We start from the raw sequence: 22,280 nt of genomic DNA, 5'->3' as shown, positions 1-22,280 counted from the left end.
ACGCGGCGACGTTAGCGCTCCGCGGGCGCCCGCGCCAGTGAACGGCTCACTGGACCTGGCCGGCGACGCTGCGCAGCAGGAAGGTGACGGGGCCGTCGTTGACGAGGTCGACCTCCATGTGCGCGGCGAAGCGCCCGGTGGCCACCTCGAGGCCCTCGGCCCGCAGCGCCGCGGCGACCGCCTCGTACAGCGCGCGGGCCCGCTCGGGCAGCTCCGCGCCCTCGAAGCTGGGCCGCCGGCCCTTGCGCAGCGAGCCGGCGAGGGTGAACTGCGAGACGACGAGGACGCCGCCGCCGACCTCGGCGAGGGTGCGATCCATGGGCGTGGCGCCGGGGAAGAACCGCAGCGAGGCGATCTTCTTGGCGGTGGCGATCGCGTCGGCGTCGACGTCGCCGCGCTCGACCGCGACCAGCAACATGGCGCCGCGCTCGATGGCGCCGACGACCTCGCCGTCGACCCGCACCGCCGCCCGCGAGACCCGCTGGATGACCGTCAACATCCGCGCCTCAGATCCAACCGTAGAGGAGCGCGGCGGTCAGGGCGATCCAGACCACGAAGTTGAGCATGAACAGCGGGTCCTTCAGCATCTCCTCGGTCGGCGACTCGGCCTCGCGCCGGGTGGTCGAGAGGAAGATGAAGCGGGCGATGCCCACCACCCCGAACACGGCCGTCCACGCCAGGCGGTTGGTGCCGAACAGCTCGAGCACGTGGTCGCTGAGGGTGTAGGCGACGTAGAGGCCGACGGTGGCGACGCCCAGCGCGTAGAGGATGATCCGCAGCGTGGTGAGGTTGTAGGCCGCGAGCGCGGCGCGCTGCTTCTGCGGGTCCTCGGCGCCGGCGAGCTCGTGGGCCCGCTTGCCGAAGCCGAGGAACATGGCCAGGAGGCCCGTGCAGCCGAGCAGCCACGGCGAGGCCGGGATCCCCAGCGCGAGCGCCCCGGCCAGCACGCGGAGGATGAAGCCGGCGGCGATCGACAGCACGTCGACGTAGGCGATCTGCTTGAGCTTGAAGCTGTAGGCCAGGTTGAGCGCGAAGTACCCGCCGAGCGCGGCGGCGTAGAGCGGCTGCAGCCAGTAGCCGAGCGCGAGGCAGACCGGCACGCAGATCACGGCGAAGCGGCGGGCGACGACCTCGGGCAGCTTGCCCGACGGGATCGGTCGGTTGCGCTTCTTCGGGTGGGCGCGGTCCTTCTCGACGTCGACGAGGTCGTTGAGGATGTAGACGCAGCCGGAGATCAGACAGAACAGCGCGACGGCGCCGGCGGTGATGAGCAGGCTCGACGGATCGGTGAGCCGTTGGCCGTACATCAGCGGCACGGCGACGAAGAGGTTCTTGATCCACTGACGCGGCCGGAGCGTCTTGATGAGCGCGAGGAGCACGGGGCCGGGACTATCGCACGGCCCCGGCGCGTGTTCTACTGCCGCGCCACGTGCCGTCCGCCCTCCAGTCGTCGGGTTCGATCAGCGCCGCGGTCGCCGCTTCGCGCGTCCTCGGGCTCGTGCGCATGTCGCTGCAGTCGCGCCTCATCGGCGCCGGCGCGCTCGCGGACACGTTTTCCGTGGCCTTCCGGATCCCCAACCTCCTGCGCGACTTGCTCGCCGAGGGCGCCCTGTCGAGCGCGTTCGTCCCGACCTTCACCGCGGCCCTGGTGCAGGAGGATCGCGAGCGCGCGTACCAGCTCGCCAACCTCGCGCTGGCCGGGATTTTGCTCGTCACCGGCGCGCTGACGCTGCTCGGGGTGGTGTTCGCCGGGCCGCTCGTGGCCGCGATCACGTCGGGATGGAGCGCCGAGAAGATCGCCGAGACCGCCGCGCTGACGCGCATCATGATGCCGATCCTCGCGTTCGTGAGCGTCGGCGCGGTGTGGGGCGGGATCCTGAACGCCCAGCGCAATTTCTTGCCGTTCGCGCTGGCGCCCGTGCTGTTCAACCTGGTCAGCATCGCCGCGGGCCTCGGCATGTGGCTGGCCGGGCTCGGCGGACCGGCCGCCGTGATGGCCTGGAGCGTCGGCACGCTGGTCGCCAGCGTCGCCCAGGCGGCCGTGCTGCTGCCGTACCTGCGCCGGCTCGGCTACCGCGCCCGCCCGCAGCTGCGCGGCCTGCTGCAGCACCCGGGCGTGCGCCGGATCGTCTCGCTGATGCTGCCGGCGATCGTCGGCGTGGCCGCGGTCCAGCTCAACGTGTTCGTCAATACGCGCTTCGCCGCCAGCCTCGGCGACGGCGCGGTGGCGCAGATCGAGTACGCGTTCCGGATCTTCTTCCTGCCGATCGGGGTGTTCGGAGTGGCGCTGGCGACGGTGACGGCCACGCAGGTGTCGGAGGAGGCGGCCCGCGGCGACCGCTCGCGCCTGATCGCCCGCACCGGCGAGGGCCTGTCGGCGGCCTGGCTGCTGACGTCGGCGAGCACGGTCGGCCTGATCCTGCTGGCCCACCCGATCGTGGCGCTGATCTACGAGGGCGGCCGCTTCAGCCCCGCGGAGTCGGCCGCGGTCGCGCTGATCTTGCAGGCCTACGCGATCGGGCTCGCGCCCTACAGCATGGTCAAGATCGTGGCGCCGGCGTTCTACTCGATCGATCGCCCGCGGGTGCCGCTGATCGCGTCGGTGGCCTCGGTGGCGGTCAACATCGGCTTCAACGCGGCGACCTACGAGCGCCTCGGCGCGCCCGGCCTGGCCCTCGGGACATCACTCGGCGCGGTCGTCAACCTGAGCCTGCTGCGCGCGTTCTACCGGCATGAGATCGGCGGCCTGGCCCGCCCCGGCCGCTGGCGCGAGGTGGGGGTGCTCGCGGCCGCCAACGCCGGCCTCGCCGTGGTCGTGTGGGCCGCCTGGGCCGGCGCCGCGCACCTGCTCGCCGGTCCGCTGGCCGCCCTGCCCCGCCCGCTGCGCGCGCTGCTGGGCGCCGGCGCGCTCGGACTGGTAGTCGCGCTCGGGTTCGTGGCGTTCGCGGCGATCGTCCGCGCGGGGCGGTACCCGGGCGGCGTGCAGCTGTGGGGGATGCCGGCCGGGCTCGTGCGCCGGCTGCGGCGGCGCCGGGTGCAGCAGCAAGGTTGACGAAGTTCGAGAGGACATGGTCGATCGGGCATGTCGCATCGGACATGCGAGAATGTTCCATAGGACATGTCCATGTGAGCATGGTCGATCGGGCATGTCGCATCGGACATGCGAGGATGTTCTAGAGGACATGTCCATATAGCCATGTTCGATCGGGCATGTCGCATAGGGCATGCGATGATGTTTTAGAGGACATGTCCCTTTGGGCATGGTCTATCGGGCATGTTGTATCAGACATATGTATCTGATCGATCGGCCATGTACATCTGGTCATGGCCCTTTGGACATGACGATTTGTTTATGTCTGTATGAGCATGTCCCGCGAGGCATGTTCAGGAGTACATGCAGACCCGAGCTACCGTCTCGAGGCACGCGCCATCGAGCAGGCGGCGGCTGGGGCGTGCTGGAGTCATCGCGCGTCGGGGCCGCGGCGAACTCGCGTCGCGGCTGCGGCGAGCTCGCGTCGTGCGAGGCAGCCGCGCCCGTCTGCGTGCGCACGTGGCGACGCTCCGGTGTGCGGTCGAGGCGGCGCCGGCGCGGCCGGCCGAGCTGACGTCGCGTCGCCCAGCGCACGTGCTGCGGGCCGTGGCAGCCCGTCGCAGGGCTTTTCGGCGCCGGAAAAAGCGAGTATGGAGGGCCCGTGGCCGCCGCTCGCGCACGCTTTCGCAGCCTCGCCTGGGGCACTCTCGCGTACACCGTCCTCGTGATCCTGTTCGGCGCGGTGGTGCGGATCACCGGCTCCGGCGCGGGCTGCGGGCAGCACTGGCCGACCTGTCACGGCGAGATCGTGCCGATCAGCCCCACGATCGAGACGATCATCGAGTTCTCGCACCGCGTCACCTCGGGGCTGTGCGGCATCATCGTGCTCGCCCTGCTGATCGCGGCGCTGCGGGGCTTCCCGCGCGGGCACACGGCGCGGGTCGGGGCCTGGCTGGCGCTGGTTTTCACGATCACCGAGGCGCTGATCGGCGCCGGGCTGGTGCGCTTCGGTCTGGTCGGCCACAACGACTCGGTCGCGCGCGCCGTCGTCATGGCCGCGCACCTCCTCAACACCTCGCTGCTCACCGGCGCGATCGCGCTGACGGCGTGGGCCGCGGGCCGCGATCCCGGCGCGGTCACGCGGAGCGGCGCGTCCCGTCGTGTCCGCTGGCTGCTCGGTGCCAGCCTCGGGGGGCTGGTGCTCGTCGGCCTCAGCGGGGCCGTCACGGCCCTCGGCGACACGCTCTACCCCGTCGAGGCCGGCGCGTTGGCCGAACGATTGCAGCGCGACCTCGGGGCCGGCGCGCACTTCCTCCAGCGCCTGCGACTGATGCACCCGGTGCTCGCCTGCGGCCTCGGTTTCTTCACCGCGGTGATCGCCCATCACCTCGGCAACACCGCGGCGCCGGCCGTCCGTCGCGCGAGCGCGTGGGTGATGATCCTGGTGTTCGCTCAGCTGGCGGCGGGCGTCCTCAATGTGATGTTGTCCGCCCCCGGCTGGATGCAGGTCCTGCACCTCGGCCTCGGTACGGCGTTGTGGGTGGCCGCCGTGCTGTTCTCGCTCGAATTGCTGTACGCCCAAACAGGTCTCGACGGGCGTGCGCGCCCCGACCGGTGACGTAGCGTCAGGCAGCCGGGCGGCATCACATCGCGGGGCCGATGTGGGCCGGGCGCGGTGGATCCGTCCGCGGTCTCGGCTAAAGTGATCGGCGATGGCTTCTCGCCCGGTCTGCGAGCTCATGCGCGCCCTGCCCTCTTCGGTCCTGCCCGACGAGGTGGCCGCTTCGGCGCTCCAGCGCATGCGCGACGAGGGCGTCGCGCTGCTGCCCGTGCTCGACTACGGCGAGCTGCTCGGCCTCGTGTACGAGCGCGACCTCGCCAGGCTCCGCGGCGACCTGCTCGCGCGTCGGCTCGTGCGCGACGTGATGTGCGGCGACCCCACCGTCGCACCCCCGTGGCGCAGCGTCGACGCGGTGCTGCGATTGATGCTGACGCACCGCTCCGAGGCCGTGGTCATCAGCGACCGCGGTCACCTCGTCGGCCTGTTCACGCTCGACGACGCGGCCCGCCGCTGCGGGTCGCTGCTCGACGCCGCCGCGCTGCGTCATTGAGGCCGAGCGTCGCGCTGTCGGCCGAGGACCTCGAGGTCCGTAGTGGCGGCTCCGCGCCGTGGCATGAGGTCGGGTCGACGCGTCGCGCTGGCGGCCGAGGACCTCGAGGTCCGTAATGGCGGCTCCGCGCCGCGGCAAGAGGTCGACGCGTCGCGCTGCGGCCGAGGGCTTCGGGACGGCTCCGCGCCGCGGCATGACAGCGTCGAGCCGACGGAAGAGCGTCGTGGCGGTCGCGGTCCGCGAGGTCTCGTGCGGCCGTGACGGCTTCGCGCCTCGCGTGTCCTCCCTGCGTCGATCCGTCGTCCCTGCGGGCGGGTGCTCGTCGTGCGACAGCTCATGCGTCGACCGCCAACGGAACCAGGGCGCCAGGGCCACTGACATGGATGGGAGTCGGGAGTGCGTGCGCTGGGCCGCGGGAAGATGGGCCAACGGTCCGGCCGCGCGCGCCCGACCCCGCGTTGAAATCGGCTTGGGTTGACGGTGCCACGGATGGTGCCAGGTGGTTTCTCCCCCGCGCGTGCTCGCCCGCCGTTCACGCTGCCGCGCCGCGCACGATCGGCCTGCGCGGCCCGCGGCGCTTGGCACGTCGCAAGCGCCGTGGCATGACGGCTGTGGCCCATCTTCAGGGGCACGCCTGCATGCCGCGCATGTCCGCTTCGCGCACGATCATCCTGTCCGTTTGGACATACTTGCTCATCTTCGGGCTCGGCGGCCTCGCGTTCTGCCTGCAATGCGTGCTCGTGCCGCTGACCTGGCCTTTCGACCATGGTCGAAGGGTCACCGGGCGGCTGTTCCGCCTGGCGGCGATCGGCGTCACCAAGTTCAATCCGCTGTGGGACTTCCGCGTGCTCCGGCCGCTGCCGCCGTACCGGCCGCGGCGCACCGTCGTCGTCAGCAATCACTGCTCGCAGACCGACCCGTTCCTCATCTCGCATCTGCCGTGGGAGATGAAGTGGCTCGGCAAGGCGTCGCTGTTCAAGGTGCCGATCCTCGGCTGGGCGATGTTCCTCGCCGGCGACATCCCGGTCGTGCGAGGCGACCGCGGCTCGGCCAAGGGGGCGATGGCGCGGTGCCGGCGGTACTTGATGCGCGACACGCCGGTGATGATCTTCCCCGAGGGCACGCGCGCGCTCGGCGACGAGATGGGGCCGTTCAAGGACGGCGCCTTCCACCTGGCGATCGAGACCGGCGCCGACATCCTGCCGGTGGCGGTCGCCGGCACCGCCGCGGCGCTGCGCAAGCACGACTGGCGCTTCGGCCAGGCGCGCGCCTTTGTGGCCGTCGGGACCCCGATCTCGACCCGCGGCCTGACGCTCGACGACCTGCAGGCGCTCAAGGAGCAGGTGCGGGCCGAGATCGTGGCGCTGCGCCACCAGATCACGCCGCTGACCGGCACCTGAGCCGCGGCCGGGCCCCTACCCCGGCGCCGCGCCCGTGCGCCAGGGCGTGAGGGCGCGGACTTGCCACCTCGTCGCCCCCTCGGCATCCTCCGCGCATGAAACAGGGCGCCCGAGCGGAGCAGCAAGAGGATCAGGTAGGCAAGGCAGGCGGGAAGATCACCCCGCGCGAGACCGACTACCCGCAGTGGTACCAGGACGTCATCCGCGAGGCCGAGCTGGCCGAGCCGGCCAAGGTCGTCAAGGGCTGCATGGTCATCAAGCCGCACGGCTACGCCATCTGGGAGAAGCTGCAGCGCGACCTCGACGCCCGCTTCAAGGCCACCGGCCACCAGAACGCCTACTTCCCGCTGCTCGTGCCGCAGAGCTTCATCACCAAGGAGGCCGAGCACGTCGAGGGCTTCTCGCCCGAGCTCGCGGTCGTCACTCACGCCGGCGGCGAGAAGCTCGAGGAGCCATACGTCATCCGCCCGACCAGCGAGACGATCATCGGCTACTTCTTCTCGCGCTGGATCGAGAGCTACCGCGACCTGCCGCTGCTGGTGAACCAGTGGGCCAACGTGATGCGCTGGGAGAAGCGCACCCGGATGTTCCTGCGCACCACCGAGTTCCTGTGGCAGGAGGGCCACACGGCCCACTCGAGCCATGAGGAGGCCCAGGCCGAGGTCAAGCGCATGCTCGACGTCTACGGCGACTTCGCCGAGCAGATCATGGCGATGCCGGTGATTCGCGGCATCAAGACCGACGCTGAGCGGTTCGCCGGCGCGGTCCAGACCACCTGCATCGAGGCGATGATGCAGGACGGCAAGGCGCTGCAGGCCGGCACCAGCCACGACCTCGGGCAGAACTTCGGCAAGGCGTTCAACGTCATGTTCCAGACCGAGGCCGGCGGCCGCGACTACGTGTGGCAGACGTCGTGGGGCGTCAGCACGCGCCTGGTCGGCGGCGTCATCATGACCCACGCCGACGACAGCGGCCTGGTGCTCCCGCCGCGCGTGGCCCCGATCCACGTCGTCATCGTCCCGATCTACAAGACCGACGAGGAGCGCTCGCAGGTGCTGGCGGCGGCCGAGTCGATCCGCGCCCAACTGGCCGACGTCGACCTCTCCCTGCCGCGCAGCCGCCACCGCGATTTCGTCGAGGTCGTGGTCGACGACCGCGACCTGCGGCCCGGCAACAAGTTCTACATCTGGGAGCGCAAGGGCGTGCCGGTGCGCGTCGAGCTCGGGCCCAAGGACCTCGCCAAGGGTCAGGTCTGCGTCAAGATGCGGGTCGACACCGCGGCCGGGCGCGGCAAGGAGTTCATCCCGCAGAACGAGTTCGTCGCCACCATCAAAGAGCGGCTCGATCGCTTCCAGGACGAGCTGCTGCGCATCGCCCAGGACCGCGTGCGCGAGCGCGCGCGCACCATCGACACCTGGGACGAGTTCCTGGCCGCGTTCGCTGGCGACAAGAGCACGTTCGCCTGGTGCCACTGGGACGGCACCCGCGAGACCGAGGCCAAGATCAAGGAGCAGACGCGCGTCACGATCCGCTGCATCCCCCTGCCCGGCCAGGGCCCGGCGCCCGAGGCCGGCCGCTGCGTGTTCTCCGGCAACCCGAGCGCGCAGCGGGTGCTGATGGCCAAGGCGTACTGACGCAATCGGAGCGAAGCTCGGGACAACCCTCTCGCGGCTCGCGCCCGTAAGCGCGAGCCGCGTGCGCCAAAGCGCACCCATGGCCGCTCGATCCGGTGCCCGCGAGCGGCTCCTACCATCAAATAATGGAGAAGTCCTCCATCGTGGTCAGGGGAAAAGTAATCCCTATCGATTCTCGTGCGATCGACGAATCCGTTAACGGGGCATTTTTTATCCGCAGAGCGCCCCGATGCGTAACCGCGCAAATAACCAAACTCGAATAGTATGAGTTCGCTGTCGCGCCGAATCGAACCCCGCTATACGGGGTGTCCGAGCCACACCATTTCATCGGGCACGGATGATGATTAAATCCCAGAGCGCTCACCCGCCCGGCAGCAAATGGCGCATCTCTGGGCCGAGAAGCTGCTCCCGCGCCGAGGGAATGCCCTGCCCGCGAATGCACCGACGCCTGTCGCCGGAGTAGCCCGTCGAGCGCCGGCAAATCGCACTTACGTCTGCTTGCGTTCTATTATCGTAGACTGATTCTCATCATACAAGAATGATAACTGCAGACCCTTGCCGGCTCGCGCATTCACGAGACCAGGCGCCGGGCGAGCCGGGATCTGCGACGACGGCGTCCCAAGGCGAGCCAATGGCGGGCTCGCGGGGAGCTGTCAGCAATCGCTATCGGCCGCCGGGATCCTGGAGGCCCCGAGAGCGCTTTAAACTTCGATTGGGTCGAGGGCGCCTGTGGCCGGCCGGCGTGGGTGGCCACACCATCCGTGGCTCGCCTTTCAGGTCATGCGCTCAGGCCAGAAAGGCGTGAGGCGCCCTCGCACGCGCGAGAGCGCCTCCGTCGAAGCGGCGAGGCCGGCTCACAGCATCGGGCAGTCCTGGCTCGGGTTCGGCGACAGCTCGCAGGTGGCCTCGAAGGTGGTGCCGGCCGGGGCCGGTGCGGTGCGGATGAGCTTGAACTCGAGGTTGAAGCCCTCGGCGACGCAGGCCGCGTCCATGTTGTCGATCGCGCTCGGGGTCTCGTCGTCCGCGTCGATCAGCTCGGCGAAGCAGGCGGTGGAGCCCGCGGGCGCGACCCACTCGCCGCCCACCTCCTCGCAGGACGGGATGTCCTCGCGGGTGCCCTCGCGGGCGTTGATCGCGGTCAGCACGCACGAGGGGTCGACCACCGGCGTGGTCGGATCGATGTCCTTGACGCACTCGGTCATGCACGCCGGCTTGAGCTGCGCCTCGAGCGTCTTGGCGATCGCGCGCAGCGCCTCGGAGTAGTCGTCCTGACAGATCGAGAACAGGTTGCGGTCCTCGCCGACCTGGAACGCCTCGGCGAACTCGCGCTCGCGCACCGGCGGGACCGCGGTCTGCGGTTTGTCCGGGTCCATCGCATTGGCCAACGTGCAGCCGGCGCCGATGCCGAAGCTGTCCTGGAACTCGGGGTCGCTCGAGTCTTCGTAGATGACGTCGGCGTCCTTCGTCTCGTAGCCCGGAGGCACGCCGGCGATCAGCGCGACGAGCACCTCCTGATCAGGCTGGGTGACCTTCTTCGCGTCCTCGATCGTCTGCAGGAAGTTGACGTACTTCGAGAGCGGCCGCAGCACGGCCTGGTCGTCGGACACGCCCTCGGTGCCGTCGACGCCGAAGTTGGCGGAGCGGCAGTTGGTGTACGTCGGGCCGTCGCCGTCACACTTCACGCCGGCGTTGAAGCACACCGCGCTGGTCGCCTGCGGGTCGTCCGGGTTGGACCAGAAGGTCTTGTCGGTGGTGAAGATCTCGCCGAACTCGGGGTTGTACGAGCAGTCGAGCTCGTCGGTGATGAACACCACCGAGAGGATCGCCTGGTCGCGCAGGAAGCCGTAGTTGGTCGGCGAGTCGGCGCGGCTCGCCTGGGCCAGCGCGAGGTACATCGACTCGAGGTGCGACTCCATACCGCAACCGGACACGCCCTGCGGGCCGAAGCACTGGAACGCCTCCACCGAGCTCACGTCGTCGGGCAGGTTGGTCTTCCCCTCGATGCGCTCGATCCACCGCCGCGGCGCCACCTCGCCGTCGGAGTACTGGGTCTCGGTCGGCTTCATGCGGTCGGTCAGCGCCGCGTCGTCGAGCTTGCAGTAGTCGCTGCAGGCATAGCCGTAGTCGTCCATGTTGAAGGTGAAGTCGCCGAGCGCCATGCGATCGAGGCAGCTCGAGAGCACCAGCTTGCCGCCCTCCGGGGTGGTCTGGGCCTGCTTGCACAGCGGGTTGCCGGCGTCGGTGGTGGTGATGCCGATGCGATAGTTGGCGTCGACGTCCTTGCGCTCGAGCACGCCGATGAAGGCCTCGAAGTTCTTCGACAGCGTCGCTTGCTCGTCCGCCATCGAGCCCGAGTTGTCGATGACGAACAGGATGTCGACGTCCTTGTTGAGCTGGACGTCGACGGTGATGTCGTCGACCTGGGTCTTGTCGTAGGTGACCTTCTTGACCGGGTGGTCGAGACAGCCGGCGAGGAGACCAGTGACGAGGGGAAGCGAGACGATAAGGGTGGAGCGCAGCGACATCGGGACCTCCGCCGGGGTCCATGCGCCTCGCAGGCCAGCAGGAAAACGCTGACATCTCGCGTCGTTGAGACGGGAGACCGCCGCAACGGGGTTGCGCCGTTGCGAGTGGTTCGCCAACCGAGTTGGCACGCCGACCGCGCGGCGCGGACCCAAAGCGAAAGGCGCCCCTCGCCTCGCGGCGGGAGCGCCTTCACGTCGAGCGAACCAGGCTCAGAGCATCGGGCAGTCGTTGCCCGGGTTCGGCGACAGCTCGCACGCGGCCGAGATGGTCGTGCCGGCCGCAGCGGCGCCGGTGCGGATGAGCAGGAACTCGAGGTTGTAGCCCTCGAGCACGCACTCCTCCGACATGTTGTCGATCTCGCTCGGGGTCTCGGTGCCCGGGTCGATGAGCTCGGCGAAGCACGCGGTCTCACCGGCCGGGGCGATCCACTCGCCCGCGACTTCCTCGCACGGCTGGATCTCGTTGCGAGTCATGGCCGCGAGGTTGTCCTCGAAGATCTGGCAGTTCGGCTGCAGGATCGCATCCGAGGGATCGACGTCCTTGACGCACTTGGTCATGCACGCCGGCTTGATCTGGTCGCGGATCTTGTTCGCGATCGCCTTGAGCGCGCCGGAGTAGTCGTCCTGGCAGATCGAGAACAGGTTGCGATCGTCGCCGACCTGGAACGCCTCGGCGAACTCGCGCTCGCGCACCGGCGGGAGAGCCGTCTGCGGGGCGTCCGGATCCATCATGTTCGGCAGGGTGCAGCCCTTGCCGATGCCGAAAAGATCCTGCTGGTCCGGGTCGGGATCGTCCTCGTAGACGATGTCCTTGTCGCCGTCCTCGTAGCCGGGCGGCACGCCGGCGATCAGCGCGACCAGGACCTCCTGGTTGAGGTCGAAGGTCTGCTTCTGGGTCTCGAGGTTCTGGACGAAGTTGATGTACTTCGACAGCGGCTGCAGCACGGCGTCGGCGTCGGCGACGTCGACCGAACCGTCGATGCCGTAGTTGGCCGACTCACAGCGGGCGAAGGTCGGGCCTGCGCCGTCGCACTTCACGCCGGCGTTGAAGCACACGGCGCTGGTGGCGTCGGGGCGATCCGGGTCCTCCCAGAACTGCTTGTTGGTCGTGAAGATCTCTTTGAACTTGTCGTTGTGCGAGCAGTCGACCTCGTCCGTGATGAACACGATCGAGAGGATCGCGGTGTCGCGGATGAAGCCGTAGTTGCTCCCCGACGACTCCTGGCCGGCCAGCGCCAGCGCCCTGTACATCGACTCGAGGTGCTGCTCGAAGCCGCAGCCCGACACGCCCTGCGGACCGAAGCACTGGAACGCTTGCACGGTCGTAACGTCGTCGGGGAGGTTGGTGACCGTCTCGATGCGCTCGATCCAGTTGCGCGGGGCCTTCTCACCGTTCGAGTACGCCGTCTCGGTGGGCTTGATCTGCAGTTGATCGTCGGTGAGGTTGCAGACGTCCGTGCAGGCGTAGGCGTAGTCGTCCATGTCGAACGAGAAGTCGCCGAGATCCACGCGGCCGAGGCAGCTCGACAACACCAGCTTGCCGCCCTCGGGGGTGGTCTGGGCCGCCGGACAGCGCGGGTTGCCGCTGTCGGTGGTCGTGATGCCGATGCGGTAGTTCGCGTTCACGTCCTCGGCCTCGAGCACGTTGATGAACGCGGCGAAGTTCTTGGCGAGGAGGGCCTGCTCATCGGCCATCGACCCGGAGTTGTCGATGACGAAGAGGATGTCGACGTCCTTGTTGATCGCGATGGCGACGTTCTCTTGCGCCTCGGAGCTCTTGTCGTAGAGCACCTTCTTGATCGGGTGCTCGAGGCAGGCGGTGAGCGCCAGGGCAGCGCCGGCGGTGAGCGAGAAGCGACTCAGGGAAGTAACGCGCGACATGAAGGTTCTCCAGGGAGGCCGGAGTGGGCGGTGTGCCCTACCATCGCAAAGGTGGCCCCGGCTTGTAAAGTCCGCGAACACTCCAGATGTCAGGAGCGCTGGGGCCGCGCTCGGCTGCGCAGTGGCGCGCGAGCGCCCGGCGCTCCCTCACATCCGGGTTCGACCGTCATCCATTTGAGACGGCGCCTCCGCGGCGAGGCGCCGCCAATCACTCGGCCGACTTGTTCGCGCCCCGGCCCCGCTCGCTGTTGGTGCGGCCACGGGCGCGCACGACGAGCCGCACGGGGATGCCGCGCAGGTTCCAGCGAGTCCGAAAGCGACGCAGCAAGTAGCGCTCGTAGGACGCCGGAAGACAGCGTCCGTGGTTGGCAGAGATGACGATCAGCGGGGGATCGCTCTCGGCCTGGGTAGCGAACAACAGTTTTACCGGCTTGGGCCCGAACATCGGCGGCGAGTGCTCGGCGACCGCGGCTGCGAGCTCGGCGTTGAGATCCGCGGTCGAGATGTGCTTGCCGAGCGCGCGCGCGGTGAGCAGGCACGCCTCCATCAGCTCGCCGAGGCCGCGGGCGTGGCCCTGCCCCCGGTCGCGCCCGGCGCCGGTGATCGAGGTCTTGATGATGTAGGGCTTCTCGAGGAACTGCAGTTCCTCTTCGGCCTGGACCTGCACGGCGTGCGCGGCTTTTTTGTCGCGCGCGACGAGATCCCACTTGTTGAGGCAGACGACGACGCCCTTGCCGCGCTCGTGGGCCATGCGGGCCAGCCGCTGGTCCTGGTCGGTGACGCCCATGGTGGCGTCGACGATGAGCGCGACCACCTGGGTCCGCTCCATCGTCCGGATCGCCTTGATCGCGGCCAGCTTCTCCATGGCCCGCTCGATCTGCTTGCGCCGCCGCAGCCCCGCGGTGTCGATGAGGACGATCGGCTGCTTGTTGAACTCGAACGGCAGGTCGATCGGGTCGCGGGTGGTGCCCGCCTCGGCGTTGACGATCACCCGCGGCTCGCGGAGCAGCGCGTTGATGAGGCTCGACTTGCCGGCGTTGGGGCGGCCCATGAAGGCGACGCGGGTGCCCTCGAGGGTGTTGGCGAGCACGCCTTCGAGCGCGGGCTGCTGGACCTGCCCGAGCACGTGATCGTGCAGCTCGGCGGCGTTGCGACCGTGCGCCGCGGACACGGCGAGGATCGGGAAGCCGAGCTCGTGCGCGGCCTGGGCCGCGAGCTCGCGCTCGGGGTTGTCGCACTTGTTGACGACCACCAGCACCGGCCGGCCCGAGCGGCGCAGGATGTCGGCGATGTCGCGGTCGTCGGCCATGATGCCGTCGAAGGCGTCGACGACGAACAGGATCAGGTCGCTCTCTTCGATCGCGATCTCGGCCTGGACGCGGATCTGGCTGCCGAGCGACTCGTCCTCGAAGTCGAGGCCGCCGGTGTCGACGATCACGTAGCTCTTGCCGTCGTGGGTGACGACGCCGTAGAGGCGGTCGCGGGTGACGCCCGGGCGATCCTCGACGATCGCCCGACGCGAGCCGATCAGGCGGTTGAAGAGGGTCGACTTGCCGACGTTCGGGCGGCCGACGATCGCTACCACGCTGGTGCGACGGTTGACGTCGGCGCTCGGCGCCGGGCCGTCCTCGGAGATGTCTTCGCCTGGCTCTTCGGCCAGATCGTCGTCGTGCTCGCTCATGACAGGCCCCCCACGGGCACGTGCAGGCCGAGGCGCTGCATCAGCGCCGGGTCGCGGGTCCAATTCGGGGTCACCTTGACCTCGAGGTAGAGTTCACATGGCCGTCCGGTCAGCTCGGCGATCGCCCGCCGGGCCGACATCGAGATGGCCTTGATCGTCTCGGCGCCGCGGCCGATGACCATCGGCTTCTGGCTGTCGCGCTCGACGTGGACGCTGGCGTGGACGATGTCCCGGGGCGGCTTGCGCTGCTCCTTGAAGGACTCGACGGTGACGGCGCAGCAGTACGGCAGCTCGTCGCGCAGGTGGTCGAACAGGGCCGCGCGCACGCGCTCGCCGGCGTGCCAGCGGATCGCGCGGTCGCTCAGCTGATCCTCGGGGAACAGCGGTTCGGCGACCGGAAGAGCGGCGACGACGTGGTCGCGCAGCTGCTTCAGGCCCTCGCCGGCGGTGGCGCTGATCGGGATGAGCGCGGTGAAGGGGTGCAGCGTCGACCACTTGTGGAGGATCGGCAGCAGCAGCCCCTTGTCCTCGATGCGGTCGCACTTGGTGAGCACCAGCGCGATCGGCCGCCCGGCGGTGGCGAGCGAGGCGAGCGCGGCGGCGGCCGACGGGCCCGGCTCCCACTCCTCGGCGGCGGCGGTGTCGGCGAGCAGCGGCGCCTCGGCGAGCATCAGCACCAGGTCGACCGCCTTCGCCCCGCGCAGCGCCTCGTCGACCATGAATTTGTTGAGCGCCGACTTGGCGCGGTGGATGCCGGGGGTGTCGACCAGCACGGCCTGAAACCCGTCCTCCGACCACACGCCCAGCAAGCGCTCGCGGGTGGTCTGCGGGAACCGGGTAGCGACCGCCAGGTCGCTGCCCACGAGGGCGTTCAGGAGGGTCGACTTGCCGACGTTGGGCCGCCCGCACAGCGCGACGGTACCTGCCCGAAAGGACACATCGTCGCGCTGCTCCGGCGTGGGATCGGTTTCCATGGCCAAAAGTCCGGGCTTTATGGGGGATGGCGCAGGCCGAATCAAGCGCGCGGGGCGTCCGCCAGCCAGACCTCGCGCACGCGCGCAGAAAGCACACTCCAGCACCGTATTTATTGACTCACCCTGGCGCACATGTAGGATATTTGTGTTCATGCACCGACCCGGCGATGCTCTGATCATGCGTGTCGCCCAGGATCGCCGTGGCTCTTCGCGGATCGACAAAGTTTTCCCCGTGCTGGTCTTCTCGGAGGAGGTGGGGGAGCAGTGGTGCGTCGCCCGCAACATCTCGGAGTCCGGCATGTTCATCGAGATGCCCGAGCCGCTGCCGCTGCGGACGAAGGTGATCATCCGCTTCCAAATGCCGGGCGACGAAGCCGCGATCTGTGCGATCGCGCGCATTCAGAACCACTACTATCTCCAGTACGCCGGCAGCGACGGCCTGCGCGCCCTCAGCGGCGCCGGTCTGCGCTTCCTCCGCTTCGTGCCCGAGATCGGCGCACCTGTCCCCGAAGACCGGCTCCACTGAGCCGCGGGCAGGCGTGACTAATTTGGGGATCTCCCCTGCCCTTGGTACCCAGGCCGCATGCCACGGCGCGCCCTGCTCCTTTCGACCCTGGTCGCCGCCTGCGCCGGTGAGCCGCAGGTCGTGGTCCTGACCCGCTCGTCGGCCGACACGCTGCAGGCCCAGGCCTGGGCCGACCGCTACGAGCTCTGGTTCGCCCAGGCCGCGGCCCTGGGCGACCGCGAGCTCGACGCCGCGGTCGCGGAGCTGCCCGCCGACGACGCCGAGCCCGCCCGCCCGGCGAAGCGCAAGGCCAAGGCCAAGACCGGGCCGCCGCGCGAGTCCGAAGGGACAGGTCCCGAAGAACAGGAACCTTCCGACAGGGTCGATGCGCCAGGTATCGAAGGCCAGCCGGTCGCGCCGCCGACGGCCGCGGACGAGCTCGCGGGGCTGATCGCGGCGATGCGCGACGGGCCGCACCGCGACCTCGGGCCGCTGGCGCGAGCGCTGGCGGCGGCGCCCCCGGAGCTGTGGCCGGCGGTCCGGGCCGAGCTGCTGGCGCCGCGCAGCGCCCGCAAGGCCGACTACAAAGCGCTGCTGGCTGTGATCGGCGGCGACGTGCCGAACCGCTACGGGCACTTCGAGCTGGCGTGGAAGAAGGCCCACGGCCACCAAGGGATCAAGCTGTCGGAGGACTGGTTCACCGACCTGCTGGCCCTGCCGTCGCGCCAGGTGTCGAAGGTGCTGCGGCCGATCTACCGCGACTGCGTGATCCAGGCGGCGCTGCTGCGCGCGGCGGCCTCGATCGGGGCCGTGCCGGCGCACACCGACGAGGTCGTCGAGGCGCTGCTGGCGGCCGCGTACCTGCACGAGAGCACGTTCCGCGACGAGGTCGGGCGAGCGATCCGCCGCCTCGGCGATCCGGCGCTGCCCGGGCTGCTGCGGCGCTCGGTCCGCCCGCCCCTGCCCGCCGACGAGGGCGAGGCGCAGGTGGTGAAGGACTCGGTCGCCTATCGCACGGCGGAGTACGCCGGCTACCAGGTCGACCGCATGGACCGGGCCCACCCGCGCAAGGCGCTGCAGGCGGTCGGCGACGATCCGGCGCGGCTCGCCGATCTGATCGCGGCCTACGCCGTGGTCCGCCCGGGCGACGCGGCCGGGCCGCTGCTCGATTTCGTCGACGCCGCGATCCCGCGGGTGCGTGAGGCCGCGCGCGAGGCGTTCCTGGCGTTCGTGACCGGGCCGGCGCCGCGGGCCGAGCGCAAGCTGCTGCGCTTCGTCGGCGGCGGCACCGGCGAGTCGGCGGCGCAGCTGACGTACCGCGACCTGGCCCGGATCGCGATCATGAGTCGGATCGCCAGCCATCAGCCCGAGCTGGCCGAACCCGACTGCCGCTCGGCGCCGAAGGACAGCGTGTTCGCCGGGGTGTGCGAGGCCCAGCCGGAGCGGCTGGCGCGGGCGTATTTCGAGCGGCTCGACGACGGCCGCCGCGAGCGCGAGCGGGCCGAGATCGCGGCGGCGCTCGGCGAGCCCGATCGCGCGGCCGCGATCGCGATCCTCGATCGCCTGCTCGCCGACGATCCGCAGCTCAGCGCCCGCGCCGAGCTGGTGCCGACCTACGAGCAGGCCGCCAGCGAGGCCGCCGCCGCCGGCGATCTGGCGCAGGGCGCTCGCCTGTGGCGCAAGAGCGCGGCGCTGCTCGACGAGGCCGATCCGGGCCGCGCCGACGCGCTGCGGGTCCAGGCGCTGCTGGCCGAGGCCGACCTGGCCGCCACCGAGGACGGCCGGCGCATGCTGCTGGCGACCGCGGCCGAGCTGGCGCCCGAAGACCCGCAGCTGCAGGCGCGCCTGACCGCCAGCGTCGAGCGCCCGGAGACGGCCGCGGCCGAGCTCCGCTCGCGCCTGGCCTATGGGACAGGTCTGGCGGTGGGCGGGCTGTCGCTGCTGCTCGGCCTCGGCGGGCTGTTCACCCGCTCGCGCGCGCGCGACTGAGGTGCGTGGCATGTCCCTCAGGGCATGGCCATCAGGCCATGTCCTCATGGACATGTCTCGATGCACATGTTCTCGGGAGCATGGCCTCGAACGCATGTGCTTCAGGGCATGGCGCAATGCTCATGTCCTGCAGTACATGTCCCGAAGAGCATGGCCTTCGGGACATGCCATCGTCGTCAGCGCCGTGCGCGGCCGAGGGCCCAGGCGACGGCCTCGCGCATGGTGGCGAAGATCTCGACGCTGCGCCAGTCGGCGTCGAGGCCGACCATCGCCTGCGCGACCTCCGGGCGGATGCCGGTGACGATCACGCGGGTCCCGAGCAGGCGGGCCGCGTGGACCGCCTGCAGCAGACCGGCGGCGATCTGGGCGTCGATCGAGCGCACGCCGGTGACGTCGAGGATGGCCGCGCGGGCCCGGTACTCGGCCACGCCCTCGAGCAGCGCCTCCATGATGGCGCGGCCGCGGTCGCGGTCGATGGTGCCGATCAAGGGCAGCGCGATCACGTTGTCGGCGATCGGCACGATCGGGGTCGACAGCTCGGCGAGCACCGAGCGCTGGACGGCGATGACCTCCTGCTGAAGCGCGTTGCGCTCCTCCTCGGCCCGGCGCCGCTCGCTGATGTCGGTGGCGATCCCGCCGAGGCCGCACAGCTGGCCGCGGGCGTCGTAGATCGGGAACTTGACCGAGAGATAGACGTGGACCCCGTCGCTCTGCGGGATGAGCTCCTCGACCTCCTGCGGCACGCCGCTCTCGCACACCCGGAGGTCGTTGCTGCGGTTCTGCGCCCCGGCCTCGGGGCCGAAGATGTCGGCGTCGGTCTTGCCGATCAGGCCCCCGGGCCCGGCCCCGGTCAGCAGCTCGTAGGTCTGGTTGCACACCAACAGCCGACCCTCGGTGTCCTTGACGAAGATCACCGCTGGGCAGTGGCGGATGACGGCCGTGAGCAGCTCGTTGCGCTCGCGCAGCGCGGCGTTCTCGGCGAGGAGCGTGGCCAGCTCGGGCGAGGGTTCGGGGCTGGAGGCGGACATGGACCTGGCCATCATCCCGCGGGAGCCGCGGTCAGGGGTGGCTTTTCGCGCGCCGGCGGACGTTGGCGGTCACACGCAGGGCGCGGTCTCGCGTTCGCTCATCTGGCCACGCGCCGCCACACCGAGCGGGCCGAGCGGGCCAGGTCGTCGAGCAAGCTGTACGTGGCCGGCAGGAAGACCAGCGTCATGACCGTACTCGACGCCAGTCCGCCGACGAGGATCAGCGCGATGGCGTGGTAGTAGACGCCTGCGAGTGTGGGGTGGTGGATCAGCATCGGCACCAGGCCGAGCACCGTCGTACCCGCGGTCATCAAGATCGGGCGCAGGCGGTCGGAGCCGGCGGCCGCGAGCGCCTGGTCGCGGGTCATGCCGACGGCGCGCAGCTGGATGGCGCGGTCGATCAGCATGATGCCGTTGTTGACGGCGATGCCGATGAGGATAAAGAGGCCGATCATCGCCGTGGTGTCGACGGTGGTGCCGGTCCACCACATCAGCCACGGGGCGCCGACGCAGCCGAGCAGGCACGTCGCGAGGATGGCGAACGGCTGCAGGAAGCTCTCGAACAGCGAGGCCATCACCGCGTAGACGAGCAGCAGGCACAGGCCGAGGTCGATCAGGACCTCCATGCTCGACCGCTGCGTCCGGCCCCAGCGCGACCACTCGCCGCTGCTGTAGCCGGTCGGGAACACGAAGCTCTCCATCGCCTTGTTGACGGCGGCGCGGTTCTTCTCCGGGTCGGGGGTGAAGAAGCGGGCCTTGACCTTGACCTGGGTCTCGCGGTCGAGCCGCTGGATGTAGAACGGGCTGCGCGTCGGCTCGAGCGAGGCGATGCTGCCGACGGTGACCTCGCCGCCGTCGGCCAGCGGGATCGGCAGGTCGCGCAGCTGCTCGAGCGTCGGCCCGTCCCCTGCCCTGCCGCTGGCGTTGCCGGCCGACAGGCGCAGCTCGATCTGCCCCTCGGGGCTGCGCACCTGGCCGAGCGGCGTGCCCTGGAACGCGGTCTGGATCAGGCGCGCGACGTCGTCGGCGCGCAGGCCGTAGCGGCGCAGCAGGGCGCCGTCGAGGCGGACGTGGAGCTCGCGCGAGCCCTCGTCGTAGGGGCCGATCACGGTGTCGACGCCGCCCGACTCGGGGTTGTCGGCGCTGCCGCGCGGCAGCGTCGCGCGCAGGTGCGAAGCTGCCCTTTCGGACAGGTCCATGAGCACGCCCATGTCCTCGCCCTTGATCGCCAGCTCGACCTCGTGGCGATCGGAGTTGCCGCGCATGTGCCCGCGGTTGTTCTCGCCGACCAGGTAGCGCACGCCCGGCTGCTCGGGCAGCGCCTGCTTGACGGTGGTGGTGAACGCCTCGACGTCGGCCTCGGAGGCGGCGCGGGCGATCGGGTGGACGTCGCAGCGGCCCCAGAAGTCGGAGTAGGCGCACGACACGTGGGTGACCTGGAGCGCGTCCTTCTTGGCCAGGATCGCCTCCTCGACCACGCGCACGCGCTCGCCGATCTCCTTGTAGCCGGGGCTGCCGACGAACTGCATGCTGACCTCGACCCAGTCGGGCTTCGGGTCGATGTCGGTGAGGTTGTAGCCCAGCAGCCGGACCGGGATGACGGCGCTGGCCGCGAGGCCGAGGCCGAGCACCAGCGCGGTCCGGCGGAACCGCAGCGTGAACGCGATCAGGCGCCCGTAGCCGGCGATCAGCGGGCCGAGCAGGCGTCCGCCGCGACCTGTCCCTTCGGCCACCCCGCCGCGCCGCAGCACCGTCGGCATGATCAGCGGCACCAGCGTCTGGCTGACGAACAGGCTGCACAAAAGGACCGTGGCGAAGGTCAGGCCGAGCGGGGCCAGCAGCGCGCTCATCGGGTTGGCCGGGTCGCCGAACACCAGCGGCAGGAACACGATCACGCTCGACAGCGTCGACGCCACGGTCGCCAGGCCGACCTCGCGCCCGCCGGCCCGCACCGCCAGGCGCGCCGGCAGCCCGCGCTGGGCCTGGAGCTCGATCGCCTCGGTGATGACGACCGCGTTGTCGACCAGCATGCCGACGCCGAGCACGAGGCCGAGCAGGACGATGCAGTTGAGCTCCTCGCCGCGGATCAGCAGGACCCCGCAGGTCGCCAGGATCGTCAGCGGGATGCACAGCGCGGCCACCATCGTCACGCCCCAGCGGCGCAGGAACAGCCACAGCATGGCCACCCCGAGCACGCCGCCGTAGATGCCGGTGTCGCGCAGGTCGGCCAGCGTCTTGAGGATGATCTTGCCCTGGTCGTGGTAGACGACCGCCGAGATGCCGCCGAGCCGCGGGCTGGCTTGCAGCTCCTCGACCACCCCGTTGACGGCTTGGGCGACGTCGACCGGGCTGGCCCCGGCGTCGGCGTAGACCGAGAGGTCGACGCCGAGGCGGCCGTCGAGGCTGCGGAAGTTGCGGTTCTCTCGCGGGTGGACCTCGACCCGCGCGACCTCGCCGACCCGCGCCGGCACGGCCGCGCTGGTCTGCCCGGCCGCCGCCGCCGTGGCCGGCGCGACCCCGGACCCGATCGGCGTGCTGGTGTAGACGCCCGGGCCGACGCTGGCGGTGTTGCTGCGCGCGCCGACGCCTTGCGGGCCCTGGGCCGTCAGGGGCGCGGTGGCCGAGACCGCTGGCGTGGTCCCGGCGGAAGCTGTCCCCGAGGACATGCCCGAAGAGGCAGGCGTCGCGGTCGTGCGCGGCGCCGTGGTGGCCGCGGAGGTCGTCGACGCCGCGGCCCCGCGGCTGCGGGCCACCGGCAGGGCCGCGAACGCTTGCGGGTCGGCGTCGATCGGCGGCGCGCGCACGCCGGGCTGGGTCGCGTCCTCGCGCAGGACGCCGAGGCTGCGGCCCTGCCTGGCCTCGCGCACGGCGGTGCTGACGGCCTGGGCCGACACACCGGCGCGGCGCAGGGCCTCGAGGTCGAGCGCCACCTCGAGCTCGCGCGGCTCGACGCCCTCGAGCTCGACCCGCGAGACCCCCGGGATGCGCTCGATCGGCCGCACCACGTAGCGCTCGATCAGGTCGTACGAGCGCGTCAGGTCGCTGTCGCTGGCGAGGCGCAGCTTGACCACCGCGTCGTCGGAGCGGCCCCACGAGTCGAGCGTGACCCGCGTGATCGCGTCCGGCAGGGTCCCGCGGATGCGGTCGAAGCGCTCGCGGATCTCGGCCTTGCGCGCCGCGATGTCGGTGCCGGCGACGAACTCGAGGTTGACGCGCACGCCCCAGCCGCCGCTGCCGACCTGGATCCGCTGCAGCCCGCGCAGCCCGGCCATCGCCTCCTCGACCGGGCGGATGATCTCGCGCTCGACCAGCTCCGGGCTGGTGCGCTGGAGGTTGATGCGCAGCGACACGCGCGCGGTCCCGCCGGCCGGCAGGAACGCCAGCGGCAGGCGGGCGGTGGCGATCGCGCCGAGGACCAGGATCGCCAGCAGCAGCATCCCGATCATCACCGGGCGGTCGAGCGCGAGGTCGCTGAGGCTGGCTCGACCGCTGACCTGCGGGCCTGCCTTCGAGGACATGTC

At 70.5% G+C, this 22,280-nt stretch carries 15 protein-coding genes; 7 read left to right on the top strand and 8 right to left on the bottom strand.

What is annotated here, in order from left to right; all coding sequences use genetic code 11:
- Positions 1–46: 46 nt before the first annotated feature.
- Positions 47–499, bottom strand: coding sequence for a D-aminoacyl-tRNA deacylase (dtd, locus tag POL25_RS23525; RefSeq protein WP_272088388.1), 453 nt, complete (start codon positions 497–499; stop codon positions 47–49).
- A gap of 7 nt (positions 500–506) precedes the next feature.
- Entirely contained in the window at positions 507–1,379 is an 873-nt protein-coding gene (locus tag POL25_RS23520) for a UbiA prenyltransferase family protein (RefSeq protein WP_272088387.1), read from the bottom strand.
- 50 nt (positions 1,380–1,429) lie between these two features.
- On the opposite strand from POL25_RS23520, the gene murJ reads away from it, so the two are divergent.
- The 5 genes from murJ (at position 1,430) to proS (ending at position 8,176) form a co-directional block, all read left to right on the top strand.
- The gene (gene murJ, locus POL25_RS23515; protein ID WP_272088386.1) at positions 1,430–3,052 is read left to right on the top strand and encodes a murein biosynthesis integral membrane protein MurJ; all 1,623 of its coding nucleotides are present in this window, start codon (positions 1,430–1,432) and stop codon (positions 3,050–3,052) included.
- A gap of 640 nt (positions 3,053–3,692) precedes the next feature.
- A complete protein-coding gene (locus POL25_RS23510; RefSeq protein WP_272088385.1) occupies positions 3,693–4,649 on the top strand; it encodes a COX15/CtaA family protein in 957 nt (318 codons plus the stop codon).
- Between the two features lie 94 nt (positions 4,650–4,743).
- Positions 4,744–5,142, top strand: a complete 399-nt coding sequence (locus POL25_RS23505; RefSeq protein ID WP_272088384.1) for a CBS domain-containing protein — start codon at positions 4,744–4,746, stop codon at positions 5,140–5,142.
- A gap of 647 nt (positions 5,143–5,789) precedes the next feature.
- Positions 5,790–6,542 carry a lysophospholipid acyltransferase family protein gene (locus POL25_RS23500; protein ID WP_272088383.1) on the top strand — a complete coding sequence of 251 codons (753 nt, stop codon included), beginning with the start codon at positions 5,790–5,792 and terminating at the stop codon, positions 6,540–6,542.
- 95 nt (positions 6,543–6,637) lie between these two features.
- Positions 6,638–8,176, top strand: a complete 1,539-nt coding sequence (gene proS / locus POL25_RS23495) for a proline--tRNA ligase (protein WP_272088382.1) — start codon at positions 6,638–6,640, stop codon at positions 8,174–8,176.
- 854 nt (positions 8,177–9,030) lie between these two features.
- Here proS and POL25_RS23490 read toward each other — a convergent pair.
- From POL25_RS23490 to era, 4 genes are all read right to left on the bottom strand, one after another.
- Positions 9,031–10,701: a vWA domain-containing protein gene (locus tag POL25_RS23490; protein ID WP_272088381.1), complete on the bottom strand. Its 1,671-nt coding sequence runs from the start codon at positions 10,699–10,701 to the stop codon at positions 9,031–9,033.
- A gap of 210 nt (positions 10,702–10,911) precedes the next feature.
- A complete protein-coding gene (locus POL25_RS23485) occupies positions 10,912–12,582 on the bottom strand; it encodes a vWA domain-containing protein (protein WP_272088380.1) in 1,671 nt (556 codons plus the stop codon).
- A 208-nt stretch (positions 12,583–12,790) separates the two neighbouring features.
- Entirely contained in the window at positions 12,791–14,263 is a 1,473-nt protein-coding gene (gene der, locus POL25_RS23480) for a ribosome biogenesis GTPase Der (protein WP_272088379.1), read from the bottom strand.
- A complete protein-coding gene (gene era, locus POL25_RS23475) occupies positions 14,260–15,237 on the bottom strand; it encodes a GTPase Era (protein WP_272088378.1) in 978 nt (325 codons plus the stop codon). Before era ends, der begins: the two co-directional genes overlap by 4 nt.
- Between era and POL25_RS23470 the strand changes: the two genes are divergently transcribed.
- Together POL25_RS23470 and POL25_RS23465 are read left to right on the top strand one after the other, a co-directional pair.
- Positions 15,236–15,763 carry a PilZ domain-containing protein gene (locus POL25_RS23470; protein WP_308477899.1) on the top strand — a complete coding sequence of 176 codons (528 nt, stop codon included), beginning with the start codon at positions 15,236–15,238 and terminating at the stop codon, positions 15,761–15,763. The genes era and POL25_RS23470 overlap by 2 nt on opposite strands.
- 57 nt (positions 15,764–15,820) lie before the next feature.
- Positions 15,821–17,731 (top strand): hypothetical protein, encoded by a 1,911-nt coding sequence (locus tag POL25_RS23465; protein WP_272088376.1) that lies wholly within the window; start codon positions 15,821–15,823, stop codon positions 17,729–17,731.
- A gap of 176 nt (positions 17,732–17,907) precedes the next feature.
- Here POL25_RS23465 and POL25_RS23460 read toward each other — a convergent pair whose 3' ends face one another.
- Positions 17,908–18,759 carry a PAS domain-containing protein gene (locus POL25_RS23460; protein ID WP_272088375.1) on the bottom strand — a complete coding sequence of 284 codons (852 nt, stop codon included), beginning with the start codon at positions 18,757–18,759 and terminating at the stop codon, positions 17,908–17,910.
- 98 nt (positions 18,760–18,857) lie between these two features.
- Positions 18,858–22,277, bottom strand: a complete 3,420-nt coding sequence (locus tag POL25_RS23455; RefSeq protein WP_272088374.1) for an efflux RND transporter permease subunit — start codon at positions 22,275–22,277, stop codon at positions 18,858–18,860.
- Between the last annotated feature and the right edge of the window lie 3 nt (positions 22,278–22,280).

The organism is Nannocystis bainbridge, from assembly GCF_028368995.1.
Taxonomy (GTDB): domain Bacteria; phylum Myxococcota_A; class Polyangia; order Nannocystales; family Nannocystaceae; genus Nannocystis; species Nannocystis bainbridge.
The sequence above is the reverse complement of the archived record's forward strand: the minus strand, read 5'-3'. Positions and strand labels throughout refer to the sequence as shown.

Excerpts from the sequence above, each read along its gene's own strand:
- dtd (WP_272088388.1), bottom strand. The coding sequence starts at position 499 with ATGTTGACGGTCATCCAGCGGGTCTCGCGGGCGGCGGTGCGGGTCGAC.
- POL25_RS23505 (WP_272088384.1), top strand. The coding sequence starts at position 4,744 with ATGGCTTCTCGCCCGGTCTGCGAGCTCATGCGCGCCCTGCCCTCTTCG.
- POL25_RS23500 (WP_272088383.1), top strand. The coding sequence starts at position 5,790 with ATGTCCGCTTCGCGCACGATCATCCTGTCCGTTTGGACATACTTGCTC.
- proS (WP_272088382.1), top strand. The coding sequence starts at position 6,638 with ATGAAACAGGGCGCCCGAGCGGAGCAGCAAGAGGATCAGGTAGGCAAG.
- POL25_RS23490 (WP_272088381.1), bottom strand. The coding sequence starts at position 10,701 with ATGTCGCTGCGCTCCACCCTTATCGTCTCGCTTCCCCTCGTCACTGGT.
- POL25_RS23485 (WP_272088380.1), bottom strand. The coding sequence starts at position 12,582 with ATGTCGCGCGTTACTTCCCTGAGTCGCTTCTCGCTCACCGCCGGCGCT.
- der (WP_272088379.1), bottom strand. The coding sequence starts at position 14,263 with ATGAGCGAGCACGACGACGATCTGGCCGAAGAGCCAGGCGAAGACATC.
- POL25_RS23470 (WP_308477899.1), top strand. The coding sequence starts at position 15,236 with ATGGCCAAAAGTCCGGGCTTTATGGGGGATGGCGCAGGCCGAATCAAG.
- era (WP_272088378.1), bottom strand. The coding sequence starts at position 15,237 with ATGGAAACCGATCCCACGCCGGAGCAGCGCGACGATGTGTCCTTTCGG.
- POL25_RS23465 (WP_272088376.1), top strand. The coding sequence starts at position 15,821 with ATGCCACGGCGCGCCCTGCTCCTTTCGACCCTGGTCGCCGCCTGCGCC.
- POL25_RS23460 (WP_272088375.1), bottom strand. The coding sequence starts at position 18,759 with ATGTCCGCCTCCAGCCCCGAACCCTCGCCCGAGCTGGCCACGCTCCTC.
- POL25_RS23455 (WP_272088374.1), bottom strand. The coding sequence starts at position 22,277 with ATGTCCTCGAAGGCAGGCCCGCAGGTCAGCGGTCGAGCCAGCCTCAGC.